19 protein-coding genes are annotated in these 15,283 nt (G+C 58.9%); 8 read left to right on the forward strand and 11 right to left on the reverse strand.

What is annotated here, in order from left to right; genetic code table 11:
* Positions 1-38 precede the first annotated feature (38 nt).
* A complete protein-coding gene (locus AB5Z09_RS11515; RefSeq protein WP_005357960.1) occupies positions 39-1,046 on the reverse strand; it encodes a Fe(3+) ABC transporter substrate-binding protein in 1,008 nt (335 codons plus the stop codon).
* A gap of 257 nt (positions 1,047-1,303) precedes the next feature.
* Positions 1,304-1,642: a P-II family nitrogen regulator gene (glnK, locus tag AB5Z09_RS11520; RefSeq protein ID WP_005341406.1), complete on the reverse strand. Its 339-nt coding sequence runs from the start codon at positions 1,640-1,642 to the stop codon at positions 1,304-1,306.
* A 201-nt stretch (positions 1,643-1,843) separates the two neighbouring features.
* Here glnK and arfB point away from each other — a divergent pair, with 201 nt between their 5' ends.
* The gene (gene arfB / locus AB5Z09_RS11525) at positions 1,844-2,260 is read left to right on the forward strand and encodes an alternative ribosome rescue aminoacyl-tRNA hydrolase ArfB (RefSeq protein ID WP_021230947.1); all 417 of its coding nucleotides are present in this window, start codon (positions 1,844-1,846) and stop codon (positions 2,258-2,260) included.
* Positions 2,261-2,285: 25 nt separating this feature from the next.
* The gene (locus tag AB5Z09_RS11530; RefSeq protein ID WP_368195339.1) at positions 2,286-2,777 is read left to right on the forward strand and encodes a methylated-DNA--[protein]-cysteine S-methyltransferase; all 492 of its coding nucleotides are present in this window, start codon (positions 2,286-2,288) and stop codon (positions 2,775-2,777) included.
* 360 nt (positions 2,778-3,137) lie between these two features.
* Here AB5Z09_RS11530 and AB5Z09_RS11535 read toward each other — a convergent pair whose 3' ends face one another.
* From AB5Z09_RS11535 to tapT, 4 genes are all read right to left on the reverse strand, one after another.
* Positions 3,138-3,563: a hypothetical protein gene (locus AB5Z09_RS11535; RefSeq protein ID WP_005340360.1), complete on the reverse strand. Its 426-nt coding sequence runs from the start codon at positions 3,561-3,563 to the stop codon at positions 3,138-3,140.
* A gap of 194 nt (positions 3,564-3,757) precedes the next feature.
* A complete protein-coding gene (yaaA, locus tag AB5Z09_RS11540) occupies positions 3,758-4,531 on the reverse strand; it encodes a peroxide stress protein YaaA (RefSeq protein WP_368195340.1) in 774 nt (257 codons plus the stop codon).
* Positions 4,532-4,578: 47 nt separating this feature from the next.
* Positions 4,579-5,688 (reverse strand): type IVa pilus ATPase TapU, encoded by a 1,110-nt coding sequence (tapU, locus tag AB5Z09_RS11545; RefSeq protein WP_005340356.1) that lies wholly within the window; start codon positions 5,686-5,688, stop codon positions 4,579-4,581.
* Between the two features lie 28 nt (positions 5,689-5,716).
* Positions 5,717-6,751 carry a type IVa pilus ATPase TapT gene (gene tapT, locus AB5Z09_RS11550; RefSeq protein WP_123173807.1) on the reverse strand — a complete coding sequence of 345 codons (1,035 nt, stop codon included), beginning with the start codon at positions 6,749-6,751 and terminating at the stop codon, positions 5,717-5,719.
* 39 nt (positions 6,752-6,790) lie between these two features.
* Here tapT and AB5Z09_RS11555 point away from each other — a divergent pair, with 39 nt between their 5' ends.
* The 5 genes from AB5Z09_RS11555 to AB5Z09_RS11575 all read left to right on the forward strand — a co-directional run bounded on the left by AB5Z09_RS11555 (position 6,791) and on the right by AB5Z09_RS11575 (position 9,787).
* On the forward strand, positions 6,791-7,492 hold the full coding sequence (locus AB5Z09_RS11555; protein WP_368195341.1) for a YggS family pyridoxal phosphate-dependent enzyme: 702 nt from the start codon (positions 6,791-6,793) through the stop codon (positions 7,490-7,492).
* A 142-nt stretch (positions 7,493-7,634) separates the two neighbouring features.
* Entirely contained in the window at positions 7,635-8,459 is an 825-nt protein-coding gene (proC, locus tag AB5Z09_RS11560; RefSeq protein ID WP_368195342.1) for a pyrroline-5-carboxylate reductase, read from the forward strand.
* A gap of 11 nt (positions 8,460-8,470) precedes the next feature.
* Positions 8,471-9,022 carry a YggT family protein gene (locus tag AB5Z09_RS11565; protein ID WP_115521283.1) on the forward strand — a complete coding sequence of 184 codons (552 nt, stop codon included), beginning with the start codon at positions 8,471-8,473 and terminating at the stop codon, positions 9,020-9,022.
* On the forward strand, positions 9,022-9,324 hold the full coding sequence (gene yggU / locus AB5Z09_RS11570) for a DUF167 family protein YggU (RefSeq protein ID WP_123173809.1): 303 nt from the start codon (positions 9,022-9,024) through the stop codon (positions 9,322-9,324). The genes AB5Z09_RS11565 and yggU overlap by 1 nt, the downstream gene beginning before the upstream one ends.
* A gap of 43 nt (positions 9,325-9,367) precedes the next feature.
* Complete coding sequence (locus AB5Z09_RS11575) at positions 9,368-9,787, forward strand: DUF4426 domain-containing protein (protein ID WP_005341419.1); 420 nt, start codon at positions 9,368-9,370, stop codon at positions 9,785-9,787.
* A gap of 101 nt (positions 9,788-9,888) precedes the next feature.
* On the opposite strand, the gene AB5Z09_RS11580 is transcribed toward AB5Z09_RS11575, so the two are convergent.
* From AB5Z09_RS11580 to AB5Z09_RS11600, 5 genes are all read right to left on the reverse strand, one after another.
* Positions 9,889-11,085, reverse strand: coding sequence for a NupC/NupG family nucleoside CNT transporter (locus AB5Z09_RS11580; RefSeq protein ID WP_368195343.1), 1,197 nt, complete (start codon positions 11,083-11,085; stop codon positions 9,889-9,891).
* A 182-nt stretch (positions 11,086-11,267) separates the two neighbouring features.
* A complete protein-coding gene (locus AB5Z09_RS11585; protein ID WP_368195384.1) occupies positions 11,268-12,203 on the reverse strand; it encodes a LysR family transcriptional regulator in 936 nt (311 codons plus the stop codon).
* An 82-nt stretch (positions 12,204-12,285) separates the two neighbouring features.
* Positions 12,286-12,822 (reverse strand): glutathione peroxidase, encoded by a 537-nt coding sequence (locus AB5Z09_RS11590; RefSeq protein WP_368195344.1) that lies wholly within the window; start codon positions 12,820-12,822, stop codon positions 12,286-12,288.
* 58 nt (positions 12,823-12,880) lie between these two features.
* Positions 12,881-13,444, reverse strand: a complete 564-nt coding sequence (locus AB5Z09_RS11595; RefSeq protein ID WP_368195345.1) for an NnrU family protein — start codon at positions 13,442-13,444, stop codon at positions 12,881-12,883.
* A gap of 139 nt (positions 13,445-13,583) precedes the next feature.
* Positions 13,584-14,165 (reverse strand): YjaG family protein, encoded by a 582-nt coding sequence (locus AB5Z09_RS11600; protein WP_005335839.1) that lies wholly within the window; start codon positions 14,163-14,165, stop codon positions 13,584-13,586.
* A 162-nt stretch (positions 14,166-14,327) separates the two neighbouring features.
* On the opposite strand from AB5Z09_RS11600, the gene AB5Z09_RS11605 reads away from it, so the two are divergent.
* Complete coding sequence (locus AB5Z09_RS11605; protein WP_323915045.1) at positions 14,328-15,272, forward strand: D-2-hydroxyacid dehydrogenase; 945 nt, start codon at positions 14,328-14,330, stop codon at positions 15,270-15,272.
* Positions 15,273-15,283 lie beyond the last annotated feature (11 nt).

Genomic DNA, 15,283 nt, shown 5'->3' on the forward strand with positions numbered 1-15,283 from the left:
AGACCACAGATGTTGATGGGGCCGTTGGCCCCATCTGATTACAAGTCGAACTTCACTTCATCCAGCAACTGCAAGGCGTCCTTGCGGTGCTTGGCGTAATCGCTGACCGGTAGTGCGTCAGACTTGAAACTGCCCCAGGACTTGACCATGGCGGAAGGCTCGACTCCGGCCTTGACCGGATATTCGGCGTTCACGTCCGCATACATGTGCTGGGCGGTGTCGCCAGCCAGAAACTCCATCAGCTTCTGGGCCTCGGCCTTGTTCTTGGCATATTTGGTCATGGCCACGCCGCTCACGTTGACGTGGGCACCGCGGTCAGCCTGGTTCGGGAAGTTGATATAGACCGCATCCGCCCAGGACTTCTGCGCAGGATCTTTCAACATGGCGCCCAGATAGTAGCTGTTGCCGAGTGACACGTCACAGATACCATCCTTGATCGCCTTGACCTGATCCCGGTCGTTGCCCTGCGGCTTGCGCGCCAGGTTGGCCTTGACCCCTTCCAGCCAGGTTTTGGTCTCGGCCATGCCGTGATGGGCAATCATGGAGGAGACCAGCGCCACATTGTACTCATGCTTGCCGCTGCGGGTGCAGATTTTCCCTTTGAATTCCGGTTTGGCCAGATCTTCATAGCTGATGGTATCGAGCTTGCCGAGGCGCTCCTTGCTGGAGTAGATGGCGCGAACCCGGGTGGTCAGGGCGAACCAGCGATTCTCCGGATCACGATAGATGGCGGGGATGTTCTCCTGCAGGATCTTGCTGTCTACCGGCTGCACCAGCCCCTTGTCCACCAGATCGGTCAGACGGCTGATATCAACGGTCAGCATCAGGTCGGCCGGAGAGAGCTTGCCTTCCCGCTCCAGACGCTCGTTCAACCCCTCTTTGGCGAACACCACGTTCACCTTGATGCCAGATTCCTTCTCGAACTGCTGGATGATGGGCTTGATCAGCTCATCCTGCCGGTTGGAGTAGACATTCACTTCCCCGGCCGCCAATGCCGACTGAGCTGCCAACGCAGAGAAAGCCAGTGCCAACATCTTCATTTTCATCATCCATTCCTTGATTAGCTATACAGAGTGATAACGATTTCCGTTTGCATTCTGCATACATCTTATAAGCGGATCAAGAAAGCTCGCCGTCGCCACATCACATATTTAATCGCCCATAAATGAAAAGGGCCGGATGGAATCCCATTCGGCCTCTTCTGAGCAAAACGTTATGTTGATCAGGCTTCAATAAGCGCTCACTCTCTCGGGATGCCCGAGGTCGGGAGGTCAACAGATCTGTACGTCACGGATACGGTTCATCACAGCGCCTCGTCGTCACTCTCGCCGGTGCGGATGCGCACCGCTTGCAGCAAGTCGTAGACAAAGATCTTGCCGTCGCCGATCTTGCCGGTATAGGCCGCCTTGCAGATCGCCTCGATCACCCCTTCCACGTTATCATCGGCGGTAGCAATCTCCAGCTTCACCTTGGGCAGGAAGTCGACCTGATACTCGGCTCCCCGGTATAATTCGGTGTGTCCCTTCTGGCGGCCAAATCCCTTGACCTCGGACACGGTCAGCCCTTCCACCCCCAGGTTGGCAATAGCCTCGCGGACATCGTCCAACTTGAACGGTTTGATAATCGCACTAATCAGCTTCATCTGGTTGCTCCCAATCCATGGTGTGTCATGAATCGGGTTTCAATTCTTATGCCAAGTATTTTTATTGTTTTATTTCATATAGATAGAGTTTAATGCCGGCGCCATTCGCCAGGCACTTCCCCATAACTGGCCAGCACGCCCCATAATGAGGCACCATGCTGCAGCGGTCAGCGGGTATGCACCAAACAAGAGCAAAACAGCATGTTAGTTATCTCCAACAGCGTCACGATTCCCTGGCATGAGCTGCAATTTCAGACCATGCGGGCACAGGGCAACGGCGGACAGCACGTCAACAAGACCGACTCCGCCGTCTGGTTGCGCTTCGATTACCGCAACTCTCCCAGCCTGACGCCCCTCTACAAGGAGGGTCTCGACAAGCTGAGCGATAGCCGGGTACACGATGGCTTTATCCTGATCCGGGTCGAGAGCCATCGCAGCCAGGACATGAACCGCAAGGAGGCGATGAGTCGTCTGGTGGAGTTGCTGAAGAAAGCAGCCTGGCGCCCCAAGGCTCGCCATGCCACCAAGCCGACCCGCAGCTCCCAGCGCAAACGGGTCGATGCCAAGAAACGCAAGGGGGATATCAAGTCCGCCCGCGGCAAACCGGTTCTGGACTGAGCCAACCCCCAAAGGATGTCCGCCGATGAGATACAGTTTTTGCGACAGCGCCCGCGGCCCGCTGCTGGTCGCCATCGATCAGGATGGCCTGCGCCACGTGGAGTTCATGCACGGAGAGCGGCCCGTCATGCCGCAAACTGACTGGCAACGGGATGACAAGGCGCTGACCCCCTATCTCGCCCAGTTCAACGCCTATTTCGCCGGAAAATTGCAGCAGTTCGATCTGCCCATGGTAGCGAAGGGCACCCCGTTCCAGCAAACGGTGTGGAACGCTTTGTGCGATATCCCCTATGGCGAGACCGTGAGCTATCTCGAGATTGCCCAGGCTATCGGCAATCCCAAGGCAGTGCGGGCGGTGGGTGCTGCCAACGGCCGCAATCCGCTCAGCATCATAGTGCCCTGCCATCGGGTGATCGGACGCAGCGGCGAGCTGACCGGCTATGCTGGCGGCATTCCCATCAAGCGCTGGTTGCTGGATCTGGAACAGACAGGCACAACATTCGAGCTGGCCCCATGACACTATGAGCGCCCCTAGAGAGGGCGGGACAATATCGTGATCAGAATGAAAAGGCTTTCAGCCAGTGGCCACGCTTTGCTGACAAGATGAACAGAAAATGAAGAATCGCCTCAGAACTACTTCAGATTGAGCTTGGCATGATGGCTCCATACTTGAATGGCACGGCTCATTCGCTGATTCAAGTAGCACCCATGTGACGCTTCCAATCTGTCTTTTTCCCCGCGCCTCCTCTGAGGCGCTTTTTTTGTGCCGACACAACAGGCCACCACTTGGGCTGAATGGCCTGAACGCCACAAAATCTGCGCCCGCCCAAAAACCAAGAGGCGAAGGATCATCCTTCGCCTCTGACGTAACAGCTGGCTACTCGCTCTGGGGCAGGAACTGCAGTTCTGGCGCCGAGGAGGTCAGCACATCGGCGCAATAATCCCAGGTCGAGATGCGATAGTGCTGCAGATCTTCATCCAGATGCAGACCATCCGACTCCTGATGGAACCAGCTGGCAAAACGGGATGGGGTGATGAGCTGGATCTGCTCTTCGATAGCGTGACTATCCTTCCCCTCGGCCAGATCGCAATCTTCGATAACCCGCAGGGCATAGATATGGCGAAAATAGACCCGGCAGAGGATTTGCGGGGGCAGATCGATGCTGCGTGCCCGCCCCAGCATGATGGTCAGAGAGTCGCTCCAGAGATCCTGATGCAGCTCGGCCACAACCAGACCAGGCGGTAGCTGGCGGGACGGAGCCCAAGGTACGGCAACCTGCCGAATGGCATTTTTCTGTTCCATATTCACCTCACGACGACTCGCTCCCTGTATTGAGTCTATCTGAACCACATAGTCCCGGCGAAGGCAATCGATGGACAATAAAAACGGCAATAAAAAAGCCGACGTATCAAACGTCGGCGAATAAAAAGTGCTTACAACAGAGGATTCACATATTCAGACCCGTGGGTCGAAAGATTGGTTCCCTCTTTTTGTAATTAATTTTCGGCGCGTTTAAACATCATGGTATTGGCGTCCGACTCTTCCGGCACGAAGTAGTAGCCCTCGGCGTTGAAACCGGTCAGCTGCTCCACCTCGGTCAGACGGTGCTTGATGATGTGGCGAGCCATCATGCCGCGCGCCTTCTTGGCGTAGAAGCTGATGATCTTGAACTGGCCGTTCTTCTCATCCTTGAACACCGGTGTGACAATCCGCCCTTTCAGGCTCTTGGGGCGTACCGACTTGAAATACTCGTCGGAGGCCAGATTGATCAACACTTCATCCCCCTGCGCTGCCAGCGCGTCGTTGAGATGGTGAGTGATCACCTCCCCCCAGAACTGGTAAAGATCCTTGCCGCGACTATTGTCGAGTTTGGTCCCCATCTCCAGCCGATAGGGCATCATCAGGTCGAGGGGGCGAAGCACGCCGTAGAGGCCGGAGAGCATCCGCAGGTGTGCCTGAGCGAAGTCAAAATCGGCCTCGCTGAAATCCTCTACCGCCAAACCGGTGTAGACATCCCCCTTGAAAGCCAGCAGCGCCTGACGGGCGTTGGCGGGGGTGAAATCTGGCTGCCACTCGGCAAAACGGGCGGCATTGAGACCGGCCAGCTTGTCGCTGATCTTCATCAGAGTGGCGATCTGGTCCGGGCTCAGTTGGCGGGCCCGGCTAATCAGTTCGGCGGAGTGATCCAGCAGCTCGGGTTGGGTGAAACGGGGTGTCACCAGCGGTGACTCGTAATCCAGCGTCTTAGCCGGGGAAACCACAATCAGCATAACGTTCCTTTATGGCGAGGGGCCGAACGGCAGAGCGGCCCCATGATTCATTCATCCAGCGTCACATTGTCCAGCGTACCGGTGCCGAGCCGTTCGCGACCGGAGAGCTTGATCAGCAGTCGCAGGTCGTTGGCCGAGTCGGCGTGGGCGAGGGCCTCACTGTAGCCAATCTGGCCGGCACAGAACAGGCTGAAGAGCGCCTGATCGAAGGTCTGCATACCCAGCTCGGTGGATTTGGTCATCACCTCCTTGAGGCGATGCATCTCTCCCTTGCGGATGATGTCGGTGATGAGCGGGGTATTGAGCAGGATCTCGAACGCAGCGCAGCGCCGCTTGCCATCCATACTCGGCACCAGCTGCTGGGCGACGATGGCCTTGAGGTTGAAAGAGAGATCGAACAGGAACTGGCGGTGTTTGTCTTGCGGCACCAGATGGAGGATGCGATCCAGCGCCTGGTTGGCATTGTTGGCATGCAAAGTGGCGAGACAAAGGTGTCCCGTCTCGGCGAACTGCAGGGCAAACTCCATGGTCTCCTGACTTCGGATCTCGCCGATCAGGATCACGTCCGGCGCCTGACGCAGCGAACTTTTCAGCGCAACATCGAATGACTCGGTGTCGATCCCCACCTCTCGCTGGGTCACCAGACTGCGACCATGCTGATGGACGAACTCCACCGGATCTTCCACCGTCAGAATGTGACCATCGGCATGCTGGTTGCGATAGCCGATCATCGCCGCCTGGGTGGTCGATTTGCCCGCCCCAGTAGCGCCGACAAACAGCACCAGTCCCCGCTTGGCCATCGCCACCTCTTGCAGGATCTTGGGTAGCTGCAAATCTTCAAAGGTGGGAATGCGGGTCTCGATACGCCGCACCACCATGCCGGGCAGCTCCTGCTGCCAGAAGGCGCTGACCCGAAAACGGCCAAGCGCTTCGCGATAAATCGCGTAGTTGGCCTCCTTGGTGCGGATATAGCGCTCGAAGTGATCGCTGCTGAGGGTATCCCTGACCAGCGTCAGTGCCCCCTTCTTGTCGAGCGCCTCACCCCCCAGCGACACCAGATGGCCATTCACCTTGAGGGTAGGCGGCGAGCCCACCGTCACAAACAGATCCGATCCCTTTCGCTCGACCAGCTCGCTCAGCAGATCATCCAGATTCATCATCTATCCCTCCCTGGGTCCGAGTCTCTTAAATGCTGTTGGGATCCACGGCCTTGGCCTTGGCATCGAGGGATGCCACCACACCACGACTCACCAATTGCTTGAGGCTCTGATCCATGGTCTGCATGCCGTGGGTCATCCCGGTCTGGATCACCGAGTAGAGCTGGGCAATCTTGTCCTCCCGGATCAAGTTACGCACCGCCGGAATGCCCATCATGATCTCGTGGGCCGCCACCCGGCCGCCGCCAATGCGCTTGAGCAGGGTCTGGGAGATGACCGCCCGCAGGGATTCGGAGAGCATGGAACGCACCATGTCCTTCTCCGCGCCGGGGAAGACGTCAATGATACGGTCGATGGTCTTGGCCGCCGACGAGGTGTGCAGGGTGCCAAACACCAGATGGCCAGTTTCGGCGGCGGTCATGGCCAAACGAATGGTCTCAAGGTCGCGCATCTCGCCCACCAGAATGATGTCCGGGTCTTCCCGCAGTGCCGAGCGCAGGGCGTTGCTGAAGCTCTTGGTATCGCGGTGCACTTCTCGCTGGTTCACCAGACAGCGCTTGTTCTCGTGGACGAATTCGATGGGGTCTTCGATGGTGAGGATATGGTGATGGAAGTTCTCGTTGATGTAGTTGACCATGGCCGCCAGGGTGGTCGACTTACCGGAACCGGTCGGGCCGGTCACCAGCACCAGACCCCGCGGGAACTCGGCGATCTTGCGGAAGATCTCCGGCGCATCGAGATCCTCGAGGCTCAGCACAGTGCTGGGGATGGTACGAAATACCGCGCCCGAACCGCGCGCCTGCTGGAAGGCGTTGACCCGGAAACGGGCCAGATTGGGCACCTCGAACGAGAAGTCGACCTCGAAGTTCTCCTCCAGCTCCTTGCGCTGATGGTCGTTCATGATGTCGTAAATGAGGCCATGCACTTCCCGGTGTTCCAGGGCGGGCAAATTGATCTTGCGAACCTCACCATCAACCCTGATCATCGGGGGAACCCCGGCCGAGAGGTGTAGATCCGAGGCTTTATGCTTTACACTGAAAGCCAATAACTCTGTGATATCCATAGACTTGTCATTCTCCCATCACAAGATCACTAACGAAATATGAACCAGATTGCCCAGCACCTGTTTCAGGTAAAGGAACGTATTGCCCAAGCCGCCGAACGAGCGAGCCGCAACCTCCAGCAGATCCGCCTGCTGGCCGTGAGCAAGACCAAGCCGGTCGAGGCCATCATGGCCGCCCATGCCGCAGGTCAGCGCTGCTTTGGCGAATCCTACGCTCAGGAAGCAGCGGCCAAGATCGATACCTTGCGCCAGCAGCCGGAATATCGCGACATAGAGTGGCACTTTATCGGCCCTTTGCAATCGAACAAATCCAAACTGGTCGCCGAACGATTTGACTGGGTGCAGAGCGTGGATCGGGACAAGCTGATCGACCGCCTCAACAACCAGCGCCCAACTACCATGGCACCGCTAAATGTTTGTCTGCAAATCAATATTAGCGGAGAGAGCAGCAAATCCGGAACGTCGGAACAAGAGATTTTCCGCCTTGCCGAGCTGGTCTCTCAAAGTGAGCGACTGGTGCTGCGGGGGCTGATGGCCATTCCCGAGCACACCAGTGACGAGCGCGTACTGGCCGCCCAAATGACCCGTATGCAGACTCTGTTCACCGAGCTTGCGCGACAATACCCCACGGTGGATACCCTCTCGATGGGGATGACCGAGGATCTTGAACTGGCGATAGCCCACGGCAGCACCATGGTGCGGGTCGGCACCGCCATCTTCGGCGCCCGTGACTACTCATAGGCAAGGCCAGCGGATAACCCATACGTCCGCCTCTTGCCGCGACTTCATCAACAGGAGCGTTTGATGGAACACCGAATTCTGGCGTCAGGTGGTGCAGGTAGCGCCAACCCCGCCGCGACCCCATGTGCAACAGGAGCATCTGATGCAGCATAGAACGCTGGCCTTTATCGGCGCGGGCAACATGAGCCGCAGCATCATCGCCGGACTGGTCAAGGCGGGTTATCCCGCCGGGCAGATCACTGCTGCCAACCCCAGTCTGCCCAAGCTGGAGGCTCTGGCGAGCGAACATGGCATTCGCATCACCCAGAGTAATGCCGAGGCGGCCCGCAACGCAGAGGTGATCGTGCTGGCGGTCAAACCGCAGCTGATGGCCGGCATGCTGGCAGCCCTGGTTGCCGAGTTGGGCTCCCTTGAGGGCAAGCTGCTCATATCCATCGCGGCCGGTATCAAGGTGGCGCGCCTTGGCGAGATGGCCGGTGGCCATGACCGCATCATCCGCACTATGCCCAATACCCCTGCCCTGCTGGGTCTGGGCATGACCGGCCTCTATGCACCCGAACATATTGCCGCCGTGGATCGCGACTTTGCCGAGCTGATGATGCAGGCGGTCGGCAAGACCCTCTGGGTGGAGCAGGAGTCCGGCATCAACGGCGTCATCGCCGCAGCGGGCAGTGCCCCGGCCTACTTCTTCCTCTTTATGCAGGCGATCGCCGAAGAGGCGGAGGCGATGGGTTTCTCGCCCGAGCAAGCACGCCTGCTGGTGCAGCAGACCGCGCTGGGCGCAGCCGCCATGGTGGAGCAAAACCCGGAGCTGGCGCTGCAGACCCTGCGTGAGCAGGTGACCAGCAAGGGCGGCACCACAGCCGAAGCCATCAAGACATTCCAGCAGCAGGGGCTGATGCCGCTGACTGCGCAAGCCATGCAGGCGGCCGTCGCTCGCGCCACCGAAATGGAAACCCTCTTCTAACAGGAGCCCAGATGAACACTGCTTACTTTCTGATTAACACCGTTTTCGATCTCTACCTGATGGTGATCCTGCTGCGCGTCTGGCTGCAGTGGGCCCGTGCCGACTTCTACAACCCGATGAGCCAGATGGTGGTCAAGCTGACCAATCCGCTGGTGATCCCGCTGCGCCGGGTGATCCCGGGCTTGGGCGGCATCGATCTCGCCTCCGTGGTGCTGGCGCTGGCTGTCGCCTTCCTCAAGCTGGCCCTGCTCAAGAGCATGAACGTACTGCTGGCGGACTGGCTCAGCATCAGCCTGTTTGCCGCGCTGACCGTGCTGAAGAAAGCGGGCTCGATGATCTTCTGGGTACTGCTGATCCGCGCCATCCTGAGCTGGGTCAGCCAGGGCCGCAACCCCATCGAATATGTGATGCATCAGCTGACCGAGCCATTCCTCGCCCCTATCCGCCGCGTACTGCCAGCACTGGGCGGGCTGGATCTCTCAGTGCTGGTCGCCTTTATCGGCCTGCAAGCCATCAACTACCTGCTGGGTGACCTGTTCGGCCAGCTGTGGTGGATGATTTGATGCCAGCCGTCCTGCAACAAGGGGATGAACTGGTACTGCATCTGGTGATCCAGCCCAAGGCGAGTCGGGATCAGATCATCGGATTGCATGGTGAAGAGCTGAAAGTGGCCATCACGGCGCCGCCGGTTGATGGCCAGGCCAACAGCCATCTGATCAAGTTTCTGGCCAAGCAGTTCAAGGTGGCCAAGGGACAGATCACCATAGTGCGGGGCGAGCTGGGGCGACACAAAACCGTCACCATCGACAGCCCCAAACAGTTGCCGCAAGAAGTGAGTGCACTGCTGAATGACACGCAAGGCTGAATGAATCGGCCTGCGCCAACCGTAGATATGAGAGGGATGACAGATGAAAACAGCCTGGATGAGTGGCCTGCTGGCACTGCTGATGACCCTGCCGCTCAAGGCAGAACAGATGAAGGAGCTGGGGCCCTGGCTGGTGCACTACAACGCCTTCAACTCCAGCTTCCTTACCCCGGAAGTGGCCAAAACATACGGGCTGGAGCGCAGTCGCTACAACGCCATCATCAATATCGCGGTACAGGACAAGCAGAAAGTGGCGCAAGCCGTGGGGATCACCGGTGAGGCCAAGAACCTGACCGGCACCATCCGTACCCTGAGCTTTCAGGAGGTAAAAGAGGGCGATGCCATCTACTATCTGGCGACCCTCCCCTACCGCAACGAAGATACCTATCAGTTCACCCTGAAGATCATGGGTGGCGGGCAGCAACAGAACCTCAGCTTCCAGCAGACATTCTACGTCGACTGAACAGCAACAAGAAGCCCCGACCTTGGTCGGGGCTTCTTTTATCCATATGACAAGGGCGCCATCAGGGCGCCCTTGTTGCATCCAGTCCGTACCCCCGTCTGTTACAGGGCGAGGAACAGACCGGCCAGACAGGCGCTCATCAGGTTCGCCAGCACGCCGGAGAGAATGGCGCGCATGCCGTAACGGGCGATGAAGGATTTGCGCTCCGGCACCATGGAGCCCAGACCGCCGATCAGGATCGCCATGGAGGAGATGTTGGCAAAGCCGCACAGGGCAAAGGTCACGATGGCCTTGCTCGACTCGCTCAGGGTCTGATCCTGCACCAGACCGATGAAGGCGACGAACTCGTTGACCACGATCTTGGTGCCGATCAGGGCGCCAGCGGCTTGCGCCTGATCCCAGGGCACACCGATCAGCCAGGAGATGGGGGCAAACAGCCAGCCCAGAATGATCTGGAAGCTCAGATCCAGCCCCACCAAACCGCCAGCCCAGCCGAGCAGGCCATTGAGCATGGCGATCACACCGACGAAGGCCAGCAGGGTCGCACCGACCGCCACTGCGATATTGAGACCGGACATGGCGCCATCGGCCGCCGCTTCAATCACGTTGGTGGCGCGGGGGATCTCCACATCCTGGTGGTGATCAACCTCTTCAGCTCCCGGCGGCACCAGGATCTTGGCCATCGCCAGACCGGCAGGGGCCGACATGAAAGCGGCCGCGATCAGGTATTTCAGCTCAACCCCGATACTGGCATACCCCACCAGGGTACCGCCGGCGACGGAGGCAAGGCCACAGCTCATCACCGCGAAGAACTGGGAATCAGACATCTTGGAGAGGTAGGGTTTGACCACCAGCGGCGCTTCCACCATGCCGACGAAGATGTTGGCGGTCGCGGAAAGACTCTCGGCACGGCCGGTGCCCAGCAGCTTCTGCAAGCCACCACCCAGCAGGGCGATCACCCGCGGCATGATACCGATGTGGTAGAGGATGGCGATCACCGCGGAGAAGAAGATGATGACCGGCAACACGTTGAAGGCAAAGATGAAGCCCAGCTTGAACTTGGCCAGATCGCCGAACAGGAAGGCGATCCCCTCCTGACCATAACCAATCACGCTGCTTACGCTCTCGCTGACCCCGTTCAGCACATGCTGACCGGCAGGCAACCAGAGCACCAAACCGGCAAACATGATTTGCAAGCAGAGGGCAAGGCCAACTGTTCGCAACGGGATACGACGACGATTATCAGAGCATATGACGGCAAGCGCCAGGATACTCAGGATGCCGAGCAGGGCAATCATAGGGACTCCATCAGGTGGGGCAAAAGATGGGCGCGGATTCTGCGCCTCTCACCCCGTCACTGCAAGTCCGCTTGGTTACAACCCTGTTAGAAAAAACGTTTGCACGATATCGGTTGCGCCAACTGGCTGATTTGGTTCGATTTTAGTATCAGGAGAAATCGAGAGTTCTTAAATGGAAACAATCATTCCTCACCACCGGACAATTTACCCCCGAGCCAGGGGGCCAGTCGCTGCTCCCAATAGGGTTCGGGGCCAAAGCGGGCCTTGAGGAAATCGATGAAGAGACGGATCTTGGGATCCAGATGTTCACGCCGGGCATAAACGGCGTGTACCGCCATCTGCTGGTTCGGTCGCCACCCTGGCAGCACAGGGATCAGCTTGCCGCTCTGTAACTCCTTGTCCAGCAAGTAGTTGGCGATATAGGCGATGCCGAGCCCGGCCAGTGCCGCATCCCGCACCGCCTCCGCCATATCCACCCGATAGTTGCCCGCCACCTGCACCGTCTGGCGCTCCTTGCCCTGGCGAAACGACCACTGGTGATAGCACCGCTCCCGACTCTGGTAAGTGATGCAGTTGTGCTGGGCCAGATCCTTGGGATGAAGCGGCGTGCCGTGGCTCAGCAGGTAATCCGGCGACGCCGCCACCACGAAGCCGATGTCGGCCAGCCGCTGTCCCACCAGCCCTTCCGGCTTGTCCTCATAGGTGGTGAGCCAGAGATCCAGCCCCTCATCCACCAGATTGGTTCTGTGGTCGAACAGCGAGACCTCCAGCTCCAGCTCGGGATAGCGATCCTGAAACGCCTTGAGATGAGGAATGACGTGCAAGCGGCCAAAGGATTGGCCCACCCCGAGATGGAGCACGCCACTCACCTTGCCACGCCGCTCGGCGATCATGGAGTCCGCCTCCTGCGCCACCGCCACCAGCGCATGACAGTGACGGGCATACTCCTGACCCAGCTCGGTCAGGACGAAGCGGCGGGTGGTGCGCTGGACCAGCTGGGCACCGAGGGTGGTCTCCAGCAGCGCCAGCTGCTTGCTGATATGGGATTTGGAGACCCCGAGACGACGGGCGGCGGCAGAGATCCCCTGCTCGCGCACCAGCGCATCGAAGATCACCATTTGAGGAAGACGTTGCAGCACAAGATAACCGGATTGAGTGGCGGGAGCCCATTATTCCAGAGCCGCCCGCCAAGGGGTAGGGTCAGAGCCCCAGCGCCCGGGTGATCTGCAGTTTGAGGGGGTCGTCAGCCGGATTCTGATTGGCGCCGTAGCTGGCGATCAGCTTGCCATCGCGCCCCACCAGATACTTGTGGAAGTTCCAGTTCGGCTCATCCCCGTCAGCGGCCGCCGCCAGCCCCTTGAACAGTGGCACTGCATCGGAGCCCCGCACCGCTACCCGATTGAACATCGGGAAGGTGACGCCATAGTCGCGGCGGCATACCTCGGCGGTCTTGGTCTCGTTGCCCGCCTCCTGCCAGAAGTCGTTGGAGGGGAAACCCAGAATAATCAGCCCCTTATCCTTGTAGCTCTGGTAGAGCTTCTCCAGATCGCGGAACTGGCCGCTGTAGCCGCAGTAGGAGGCGGTATTGACCACCAGCACCACCTTGCCCTCGGTCAGCTGACAGAGGTTGTGGCGCTGAGAGTTGTTTAGCTCCCGCATCTCCACATTGAAATAATCGGAGCACGCCGCAGAGGCAGCACCGGCCACCAATAACAGCAACAGAGTGAACCATTTCATCGCCAAGACTCCTTTTGTTTTGTCCATCATACGCGGTTACCAGAGCCGCAGTTCACTCTCAATGCAGGGGAATGCCGGTCAGCCAGCCGTGGCCCCAGAACACCAGCAGCGCGGTGGCAGCCAGGCCCGCCCCGACGCTGATGCCAGTGCCCGTCCAGTTAGCCGCCGGGCGGGGATATCGCTGCCAGTCCCGCACCGAAATCCAGACCATGCTCACCAGCGCCCAGAGCCCGATGCCGCCAAACAGCACCAGAGATCGCGCCTCGCTGTTGACCAGCAGATGGGCCACCGCCCAGAGCAGGGTACCGAGCAGTTGGGGATGCACCAGCCAGCGGCGCAGATGGTTGGGCCCCTGGCCGGAGAAGAAGAGGATCAGCGCAAAGGGCATCATCACCGTCATGGTCATCGGCCCCCAATCCGGCAGGAAATAGAGCGGCAGCGAGCTGGCCGACCGCCAACCAGCGATGATGCAGGCAATGGCGACAAACACCTGCAGGGAGAAGAGCCCCTTGTAGCGATTTTCACCCAGCCGTTCTCTCAGTCGCGCCCGATGGGCCACCGCAAAACAGGGGTAGAGATGGATCAGGGTAAACAGCGTAACCCCCAGAGTCAGCAGGAACATGAGTCTCTCCTTGTACTTGGTACGACCACTATGCCGTAAAGGGAAAGATGCGCCTATAAAAACCAACGACAGGCAGAACTGCAGCTCATATGAAAAAGCTCCCGAAAGGGAGCTTTGTTCTATCAGGGGTCGTAGAGGATTACTCTTCCAGGCTGATCCCGATATTGGAGACGCCATCCTGAGAGGCGAATACTCTGATGGCCAGGATACGATCGCTGTCGCGCTCATGGGCAACCCGCTTGAGCAGCTCGACCTGGAACTCCAGCTCGGCTTCCATGTACTCGTGCTCGTAGAGCTCCTCTTCGGTCAGATCCCGCTCTTCCAGCAGCTCGATAAAACCGGCCACAGTACCGACTGACGCATGGCTGGCATCGTTGGCCTCTTCGCCGACCCGGCAGATCACCGAGTTGTAGGCGCAGCCCAGCGCAACACAGGCATCAAGCGCCGGATAGGCACCGTAGGATTCAAACTTGCGGGGATCCGGAATGTGAGACTCGAACTCTTCGAGAATGGCACCCAGATTGACCCGGGATCCCTTGACGGTGAGGTAGACCCACATCTGATCCAGCGCATGCCGGAAAGCGCCTGCATTGCCAAAGCCGGAAGCCTGACAGAACAGGGCATAGTTGGGGTACATGCGCTCTGCCAGCGCCAGGGTGTAGACGGTCTGTTGCCAAGGCTGTAGCTCGGCCAGTCGCTTATAAAACTTGTCACCAAACACTGGAGTCGGATCCTTTGCAAAATGTGGGGCAGATTGTAGCCCACGAGGCGCGCGGCGAAAACGAAAAAGCGCCCTGGTCGGCTATGTTGCGATATGAAGTCAGGTAAGATGGGTCGAGAGCGGCATCTTGTTGCGCCGCAAATTCTGATAAGGAACAAGAGTATGAGCCAACGTACCCTTCTTTTGCTCAGCCAGGATAATGCTCACTACGAACGGCTGCTCAAGGTCGCCAATCTCCCCCATCTGCGCATTCTGCGAGCCGATAATCCGGGCGATGCCGAGAAGCTGATCGGCGAAGCCCATATTCTGATGGCCGAACCGGCCCGTGCCAAACCGCTGCTGCCCAAAGCCAACAAGCTGAGCTGGTTCCAGTCCACCTATGCGGGAGTCGATGTGCTGCTCGACCCTGACAGTCGCCGTGATTATCAGCTCACCAATGTACGCGGCATCTTCGGCCCGCTGATGAGCGAGTATGTCTTTGGTCATCTGCTCAGCCTGATGCGCCAAATTCCCCTTTATCGGGAGCAGCAGAAACAGCGACTGTGGCAAAGCCACCCCTATCAGGGCCTCAAGGGGCGCACCATGCTGATCCTGGGGACCGGCAGCATTGGCCAGCATATCGCCCATACCGGCAAACATTTTGGCATGAAGGTGCTGGGCATCAGCCGCAGCGGCCGGGAGCGGGCCGGGTTTGATCAGGTTTATCAACTACCTGCGCTCAACAAGATGCTGGCGCAGGCCGATGTCATCGTCAGCGTGCTGCCAGCCACCCGCGATACCCGTCATCTGTTCAATGCCGCCCGCTTCGAACACTGCAAACCGGGCGCCATCCTGTTCAACGTTGGCCGTGGCAGCGCCGTGCACTCTGGCGATCTGCTCACCGCACTGCGTACCGGCAAGCTGGCGATGGCGGTGCTGGATGTGTTCGAGCAGGAGCCGCTGCCCGCCGACAGTCCGCTGTGGGGCCAACCCAACCTCATCGTCACCCCCCACAACAGCGCCTACAGCTTCCCGGATGATGTGGCCCAGATCTTTGTGCGCAACTACATCCGCTTTATCGATGGCCAGCCACTGGATGGCAAAATCGACTTCGACAAGGGTTATTGACCCTCACTGCG

The sequence above is a fragment of the Aeromonas sp. R2-2 genome, assembly GCF_040908355.1.
GTDB classification, from domain to species: Bacteria; Pseudomonadota; Gammaproteobacteria; order Enterobacterales; family Aeromonadaceae; genus Aeromonas; species Aeromonas veronii.

What these genes read in the sequence shown, in the direction of transcription:
- AB5Z09_RS11605 (WP_323915045.1), top strand. Translation starts at nt 14,328, where the DNA reads ATGAGCCAACGTACCCTTCTTTTGCTCAGCCAGGATAATGCTCACTAC.
- proC (WP_368195342.1), top strand. Translation starts at nt 7,635, where the DNA reads ATGCAGCATAGAACGCTGGCCTTTATCGGCGCGGGCAACATGAGCCGC.
- AB5Z09_RS11585 (WP_368195384.1), bottom strand. Translation starts at nt 12,203, where the DNA reads ATGGTGATCTTCGATGCGCTGGTGCGCGAGCAGGGGATCTCTGCCGCC.
- tapU (WP_005340356.1), bottom strand. Translation starts at nt 5,688, where the DNA reads ATGAATCTGGATGATCTGCTGAGCGAGCTGGTCGAGCGAAAGGGATCG.
- AB5Z09_RS11530 (WP_368195339.1), top strand. Translation starts at nt 2,286, where the DNA reads ATGAGATACAGTTTTTGCGACAGCGCCCGCGGCCCGCTGCTGGTCGCC.
- tapT (WP_123173807.1), bottom strand. Translation starts at nt 6,751, where the DNA reads ATGGATATCACAGAGTTATTGGCTTTCAGTGTAAAGCATAAAGCCTCG.
- AB5Z09_RS11535 (WP_005340360.1), bottom strand. Translation starts at nt 3,563, where the DNA reads ATGGAACAGAAAAATGCCATTCGGCAGGTTGCCGTACCTTGGGCTCCG.
- yaaA (WP_368195340.1), bottom strand. Translation starts at nt 4,531, where the DNA reads ATGCTGATTGTGGTTTCCCCGGCTAAGACGCTGGATTACGAGTCACCG.
- AB5Z09_RS11565 (WP_115521283.1), top strand. Translation starts at nt 8,471, where the DNA reads ATGAACACTGCTTACTTTCTGATTAACACCGTTTTCGATCTCTACCTG.
- AB5Z09_RS11590 (WP_368195344.1), bottom strand. Translation starts at nt 12,822, where the DNA reads ATGAAATGGTTCACTCTGTTGCTGTTATTGGTGGCCGGTGCTGCCTCT.
- AB5Z09_RS11515 (WP_005357960.1), bottom strand. Translation starts at nt 1,046, where the DNA reads ATGAAAATGAAGATGTTGGCACTGGCTTTCTCTGCGTTGGCAGCTCAG.
- AB5Z09_RS11575 (WP_005341419.1), top strand. Translation starts at nt 9,368, where the DNA reads ATGAAAACAGCCTGGATGAGTGGCCTGCTGGCACTGCTGATGACCCTG.
- arfB (WP_021230947.1), top strand. Translation starts at nt 1,844, where the DNA reads ATGTTAGTTATCTCCAACAGCGTCACGATTCCCTGGCATGAGCTGCAA.
- AB5Z09_RS11555 (WP_368195341.1), top strand. Translation starts at nt 6,791, where the DNA reads ATGAACCAGATTGCCCAGCACCTGTTTCAGGTAAAGGAACGTATTGCC.
- yggU (WP_123173809.1), top strand. Translation starts at nt 9,022, where the DNA reads ATGCCAGCCGTCCTGCAACAAGGGGATGAACTGGTACTGCATCTGGTG.
- glnK (WP_005341406.1), bottom strand. Translation starts at nt 1,642, where the DNA reads ATGAAGCTGATTAGTGCGATTATCAAACCGTTCAAGTTGGACGATGTC.
- AB5Z09_RS11580 (WP_368195343.1), bottom strand. Translation starts at nt 11,085, where the DNA reads ATGATTGCCCTGCTCGGCATCCTGAGTATCCTGGCGCTTGCCGTCATA.
- AB5Z09_RS11595 (WP_368195345.1), bottom strand. Translation starts at nt 13,444, where the DNA reads ATGTTCCTGCTGACTCTGGGGGTTACGCTGTTTACCCTGATCCATCTC.